The 4,388-nt window shown below is 51.0% G+C and carries 6 protein-coding genes; 4 read left to right on the top strand and 2 right to left on the bottom strand.

From position 1 onward, the window contains the following. Positions 1–999 (bottom strand): YcaO-like family protein (locus ABYA77_RS14610; RefSeq protein ID WP_372966693.1); only part of this gene is annotated, 999 nt, incomplete at its 3' end. A gap of 24 nt (positions 1,000–1,023) precedes the next feature. On the opposite strand from ABYA77_RS14610, the gene ABYA77_RS14615 reads away from it, so the two are divergent. After that, the gene (locus ABYA77_RS14615) at positions 1,024–1,251 is read left to right on the top strand and encodes a hypothetical protein (RefSeq protein ID WP_372966694.1); all 228 of its coding nucleotides are present in this window, start codon (positions 1,024–1,026) and stop codon (positions 1,249–1,251) included. Here ABYA77_RS14615 and ABYA77_RS14620 read toward each other — a convergent pair. Then, on the bottom strand, positions 1,232–2,065 hold the full coding sequence (locus ABYA77_RS14620; protein WP_372966695.1) for a zinc-dependent peptidase: 834 nt from the start codon (positions 2,063–2,065) through the stop codon (positions 1,232–1,234). The genes ABYA77_RS14615 and ABYA77_RS14620 overlap by 20 nt on opposite strands. Positions 2,066–2,253: 188 nt before the next feature. On the opposite strand from ABYA77_RS14620, the gene ABYA77_RS14625 reads away from it, so the two are divergent. Genes ABYA77_RS14625 through ABYA77_RS14635 form a run of 3 tightly spaced genes read left to right on the top strand, consistent with a single transcriptional unit; the run spans position 2,254 to position 4,337 of the window. Next, positions 2,254–3,108, top strand: coding sequence for a crotonase/enoyl-CoA hydratase family protein (locus ABYA77_RS14625; protein WP_372966696.1), 855 nt, complete (start codon positions 2,254–2,256; stop codon positions 3,106–3,108). Positions 3,109–3,111: 3 nt separating this feature from the next. Next, positions 3,112–3,696 carry a lysostaphin resistance A-like protein gene (locus ABYA77_RS14630; protein ID WP_372966697.1) on the top strand — a complete coding sequence of 195 codons (585 nt, stop codon included), beginning with the start codon at positions 3,112–3,114 and terminating at the stop codon, positions 3,694–3,696. A gap of 32 nt (positions 3,697–3,728) precedes the next feature. Beyond that, positions 3,729–4,337 (top strand): LysE/ArgO family amino acid transporter, encoded by a 609-nt coding sequence (locus ABYA77_RS14635; protein WP_372966698.1) that lies wholly within the window; start codon positions 3,729–3,731, stop codon positions 4,335–4,337. The last annotated feature ends 51 nt before the right edge of the window (positions 4,338–4,388 follow it).

Raw genomic sequence — 4,388 nt, forward strand, 5'->3', positions numbered from 1 at the left:
ATTACCAGCGCTCATTCCGTTGCTGAGATACAGGTTTTCAATAATATTCGAGGGGATGTATACGGTTTCCCCATCCGACTGGCGCACATAGGGAATGCTGCAGATGCCACGCTCCGGCGTGCCGGAATTGGTGTCAAACAGATGAGTGCCCAGCAGTTCGCCATCCGGGTTGTAAATGGCCAGGCAGTAGTCATCCAGAATGCCCTCAGGCAGTTCGCCGCCGGGGCCTGGCTGGAACCATTTCTCCTCTGGGTAATGCACGAATTTGCTGTTGGCGATGTCCTGGCCGAAGTATTGATCGTTATAAAAGAAGTTACAGTTCAGCCGTTCAATAAACTCGCCTAATGCGGAACACAGTGCCGCTTCCTTGGTGGAGCCTTTGCCGTTTGTGAAGCACATGTGCGCGGCGGTATCGCGAATGTGTAAAGACCACACGTGAGGCACAATGTTGCGCCAGGAGGCTATTTCGATTTTTATGCCCAGATCGGCCAGAATGCCAGTCATGTTGGCGATAGTCTGCTCCAGAGGCAGATCTTTACCTTCAATGTAGGTGCTGGTGTTTTCGCTGGAGCCAACGTTGAGCAGGGCCTGGGCGTCTTCGTCAAGATTTTCCACCACTTCAATCTGGAAATCCGGTCCCGTTTGTACCACTTTTTTCACGGTGCAGCGGTCAATGGAGCGAATGATGCCCTGGCGGTCTTTGTCGGAAATATCTTCGGGCAACTCTACCTGAATCTTGAAAATCTGTTTGTAGCGATTTTCCGGGTCTACAATGTTGTTTTGCGACAAACGGATGTTATCGGTAGGAATGTTTCGGGCGTTGCAGTAAACCTTCACGAAGTAAGCTGCACACATGGCGGATGATGCCAGGAAATAATCAAACGGGCCGGGGGCCGATCCGTCGCCTTTGTAGCGTACGGGTTGGTCTGAGATGACCGTGAAGTCGTCAAATTTGGCCTCAAGCCTCAGGTTGTCGAGATAATTGACTTTGATTTCCATGGGTAGCTTACCGGATTCTGAAATATGAGCAGTTTACGCGGAATAGACGAGGTAATCCCCGATGCGCGGGATGGTCTCACAAAAACTGAAAGGACGATACTTTACGTACTGAGTGAAACTCAGAAGGAGCTGGGCGGGCGTAATGTTCCCACGGTGATGCTCTATGGCCGGGTGCTGGAATACGTGAACATCAGCGTGCAGGAATTACACCTGTACCTCGACCGTTTGGGTGTTAAGGGTGATGGGTTGTAAAGTCTCTCGGGTCTAATCGGTAATAACGCTTTAGTGCTTCGTAGACTTTTGGCTGTTCTTGCTGAAGGTGGTCTGGTTGTTGAAAGAACGCTTCTGTTAGTACGGCAAAAAATTCGGCCGGTTGGGTCGCACCATATGGGTCTAGCCAAGGGGTTTTTCGTTGTTTCAGTCGCTGTCTCAAGTGCTCCCAGGCTTTGGTCATGGTTTCCTGCCATTGCTGGGCCTGTTCGCCGCTCAGGGGGGGAGCACCATCGGCGGTGCCGTCCAGGTAATCCAGTTGATGAGCGAATTCGTGGAGTATCACATTGTGAGGCTCGTAAGGTTCCGCGATGGCTTGCTCACATTCACTCCAGGCTAATACCACCTGGCCACGAGACGATGCTTCGCCGGCCCGTAATTGTTCTCCCGTGCTCACCACCATGCCGTCGCTATGTGTTCCTTTTGCTTTATACACATCCGGGTAGATCAGGATACTGCGTACTTCATCAAAGCTGGTAAATGCTCTTTCCAGAATCAGCAGGCAGGCGTGACCGGCTACGGTGACCTTCACTCTGTCGTCTACTTCAAAACCGGCGCAACCATAAAATTCTTTTTCTGATACGAAGAGTTGAATCAGGTTTTCCAGGCGTTTTTGCCGGGTTTTGGAGAGCCGGTTGTAGTGCGGTGCCTGATGCCTGAGTATTTTGCGCCAGGGTTTGGGGAAGGGCTGTTCAAGCTCTCGTTTCCGGCGCCAGTTTCGGTAGAAAAACAAATAGAAGACTGAGCCGGACAGTAGCAGGGTAGCGAATACGACAAAGATCACAGCGGGTGACATAAAAAAGCCTGATTAGTTATCCTGATTCATCGGCAGCGCGCCAGCATGGCGTTTATCGCGAATGCTCTCGTAGAATGTGAATTCCATCGTACCTCGTTTCGGGGTAATGTGCGTCCTGTCGAATGCAGTGCTGTTTATTAGCCCGTAACAACAACGTCTCAGAGACATACAGTTAAAGGAGTCACACCTTGTCGGAACTCGCCAATTACGAAAGCTTCAATATTGAAGTTAAAGACTATGTCGCTCATGTTCAGTTCAGCCGGCCCGAAGCCATGAATTCTATGAACAAAGCCTTCTGGCTGGAACTGCCTCGTTGTGTGCAGGACATTGAAGCCAATACTAATGCCCGGGTTATTGTTATTTCTTCTACGGGTAAGCATTTCTCGGCTGGCATGGATCTGGCTGTTTTCTCGGATCCAAAATCTGTACCTATGAGCGGTGACCCTGGCCGTATGGCAGAGAATCTGCGAAGGGTCGTGCTGCAACTACAGGACACGCTGACTTCTTTGGAAAAGGTACGCTTGCCGGTTTTGGCTGCGGTTCACGGAGGTTGTATTGGTGGTGCTCTCGATCTTGTGTGCGCAGCCGATAGCCGCTATTGCTCTAAGGATGCTTACTTCACCATCAAGGAAACCGAACTTGGCATGACCGCTGACGTTGGAACTCTGCAACGTTTGCCTAAGCTGATGCCAGAAGGTGTTGTGCGTGAACTGGCCTACACGGGGCGGAAGTTTAGTGCCGAAGAAGCGTATCGTCTGGGTTTTGTGAATGCGGTGTACGAGAACCATGAGGAAATGGTTGAGGCTGTACTGGGTATTGCGGCTCAGATTGCCGCGAATTCCCCGCTGGCGGTCACTGGCTGTAAAGAAATGCTCAACTTCAGTCGCGACCACAGTGTGGAAGACAGCCTGAAGTATATGGCTACATGGCAGTCTGGCATGTTCCGCCCGACAGACATGATGAAAACTTTCCAGGCCAAGGCTCAGAAACAGGCCCCTGCCTACGATGACCTGTTCCCGGTCAAGGATTTGTTCTCTAGCTGATTCATGCCTTCACGTGGACGGTCGTCTATTTCTACTGCCGCCGCCCTGTTATTTCAGGGCGGTATTGGTGTAGTAGGATTAATTGGAATATGGCTGTTTAAGATTCCGTTAGCTCTGACGGGGCTTGGGGCTGTTGCCGTGCTCTTTTATGGAGCGTTGGGTGCCCTGTCAACTTACCTGGCAATCTTGCAGCTGACGAAGCTAAGCTGGCTGTTCCCCGATAACCTTGATCAACAGATGCAGGCGCTCTATGAGTTTGCCGCTGGTTATCCCTGGCCAGTATTACTGGTGCTTTCCGTACTTGCCGGAGTAGGGGAAGAGTTACTTTTCCGGGGGGCTATTCAAGGATGGCTGCTCCAGTACACCGGGCCATGGACTGCAGTGATCGCTGCTTCTGTATTGTTTGGGCTGGCTCACTACATTTCCTTCACCTATTTCGTGATGGCTACAGGGTTGGGGGTAGTGTTGGGGGTGGCTTATAAACTCAGTGATAGCTTAGGGATGGTTATGGTCTGGCACAGCGTCTACGACATGCTGGCGTTGTATTTTTTGTTGAAGTACCCCCACTGGTTCGGCGTTCGCCGATAGATTTTCTACATCTTTTACGTTGGTATAAAACAGTGATTGAGAGCTATCTGACAGGCTTTTTGGTAAGTGGCGGGCTTATTGTCGCTATTGGCGCACAGAATGCCTATGTACTAAGCCAGTCCATTCGCCGTGAGCATCACTGGTGGTCAGCCAGTATGTGTATGCTCTCCGATATAGTGTTATTTACGCTTGGAATGTTTGGCGTCTCAGCAGCTCTGACTGCCATGCCTCAGGCCCTGGAAGTCATGCGTTGGCTTGGAGTCGCTTTTTTAGGTTGGTTGGCGATCCGGGCATTTATTCGGGTCGGTCGGGGCCGGGCAGCGCTCAATGCCGGGGAGGAGGTAAAGCGAAGTCTGAAGGGGGTTTTGCTAACGACTTTGGCCGTTACTCTGTTTAACCCGCAGGTGTATTTAGATACTTTATTGTTGGTTCCCGCTGTTGGAGCTCAGCAATCAAATACGACAGGTTTTTTGGTCGGGGCTGGCAGCGCGTCAGTTCTATGGTTTGGCAGTCTTGCGTGGTTTGGTTCATCGTTGGCGCCGGTACTGTCCCGCCCGAAAGTCTGGCGGATTATCGATGGTTTGATCGGCTTGATGATGCTGGCTATTGCGCTGCAGCTGGCTATAGTTGGTGTGACGTAATCCAAACAGTTTTTTTGATATTTTGCTGAGGAATGTTGTTTTTGGGCACAA

This window comes from Marinobacter sp. (assembly GCF_041595835.1).
In the GTDB taxonomy this organism is placed as follows: domain Bacteria; phylum Pseudomonadota; class Gammaproteobacteria; order Pseudomonadales; family Oleiphilaceae; genus Marinobacter.

Bases quoted from the DNA above. Each gene is read 5' to 3' on its own strand.
- ABYA77_RS14620 (WP_372966695.1), bottom strand. From the start codon at position 2,065: ATGTCACCCGCTGTGATCTTTGTCGTATTCGCTACCCTGCTACTGTCC.
- ABYA77_RS14615 (WP_372966694.1), top strand. From the start codon at position 1,024: ATGAGCAGTTTACGCGGAATAGACGAGGTAATCCCCGATGCGCGGGAT.
- ABYA77_RS14630 (WP_372966697.1), top strand. From the start codon at position 3,112: ATGCCTTCACGTGGACGGTCGTCTATTTCTACTGCCGCCGCCCTGTTA.